A 1428-nucleotide genomic window follows, 5' to 3' on the forward strand; every position below is an offset into this window, starting at 1 on the left:
CCGTCTTTTGCGGAGGCGTCCTGGCCGGCGCGGGCCGGACGCCTCCGCACCGCGCCCGGATCGCCGCCGGGAGCGTCGCCGTCCGTACCGGCGCCGCCCTGCCGCCCGGAGAGGCCCAGCTCGTCGGCGATGGAGTCCCACAGGCCGGGGGGCGGGGCGAGCAGTTCATGGTCCTGGAGGACGGGTGTCCTGACCGTCGAGACGACATGGCGCAGGGCGTCGAGCTGCCGTGCGCACTCGGCGCACCCACGCACGTGCTCCGCGGAGGAGGGGGACGGGTTCTCCCCTGTCGCCATCAGTGCCAGCGTCTCGTCATCCGTGTGCTTCACCGTCCACCTCCAATCGGTTCTTCATACGCATCAGCCCGCGTCGCGTCTGGCTCTTGACGGTGCCGAGCGGAAGACCGGTGCGCTCGGCGATCTGCGCCTGGGTGAGGTCCTCGTAGAAGGCCAGCCTGAGCACCGTCTGCTGCTGTTCGGGAAGCCTGTCGATCTCGTCGGTGAGAAGAACGTAGTCCAGGACGGAGTCCGACGCGGAGACATGCTGCGGATCGGCTCCCGACGCCGCCGCGACCGTGACCGCCTCCACGTCCCTGAGGTGCCGTGAGCGCCGGGTGAGGGCGTCGATCACCTTCTTGTGGGTGATGCCCATGATCCAGGTCTTGAGCGATCCGCGTCGCGGGTCGTACCCCTTGCGGCCCCGCCACGCTCCGACGAAGACCTGCTGGGTGACGTCCTTGGCCTCCTCCGCGTCCCCCAGCCTGCGGAACACCACCGTGAAGACGAGGGCGCCCCACCGGCGGTACGCCTCGCCGAGGCATGACTCGTCACCCTCGGCGAAGCCACGCCCCAGGTACTCGTCGGGGACGGAGGTCACGGCCGCCACACTAGCGGCCAGCACCTCGGAGCCACCCCATATCGGCCTCACCCGGATGCCTCCACGGCCGTGACGACCAGATTCCTCCGGTAGCCGCCCCGGTCCGGAAGGTAGGGGCCGGCACACGTGATCAGCGTGAGGACCCCGGGCCCGTCCCTGCGGAACGCCTGCGACTTTGCCAGGTCCTGCTTGGCGACACTGCGCCGGGCGGCGACGCGGTACTCGACACCGCTGCCGTCCGTGCGCCGAACCAGCACCCGGTCGCCCTGCCGCACGTCGTCGAGCGCGGCGAGGACGCCCGGCTCCCCGCCGTCGGAGTCGACGTGGCCGACCACGACCGAGGACCCGCCCGGCCCTCCCGGGGCCGGCGAGAAGCGGTACCAGCCCACCCGGCGCGGATCCCCGGGAACCTCCACCTGTCCGTCGTCGGCGACCCCCACCGGGTCGACCGGCGCCCGCAGACCCAGCCGGGGCAGCGACAGCGACCGGGGCCCGGGGACCCGCCCGGGCCCCACCGACGTGCGGGGAGCGGGACCGTCACCGACAGATCGG

General features: G+C 72.4%; 3 protein-coding genes. All 3 read right to left on the reverse strand.

All coding sequences use genetic code 11. The annotated features are described in order from the left end of the window. On the reverse strand, positions 1-329 hold a 329-nt coding region (locus tag HO151_RS01145; protein WP_217422751.1), incomplete at its 3' end, for a hypothetical protein. After that, positions 313-927 (reverse strand): sigma-70 family RNA polymerase sigma factor, encoded by a 615-nt coding sequence (locus tag HO151_RS01150; protein WP_173894278.1) that lies wholly within the window; start codon positions 925-927, stop codon positions 313-315. The genes HO151_RS01145 and HO151_RS01150, both read right to left, overlap by 17 nt. After that, positions 924-1428 (reverse strand): class F sortase (locus HO151_RS01155; protein WP_254594615.1); only part of this gene is annotated, 505 nt, incomplete at its 5' end. The genes HO151_RS01155 and HO151_RS01150, both read right to left, overlap by 4 nt.

Source organism: Streptomyces sp. 8P21H-1 (assembly GCF_013302945.1).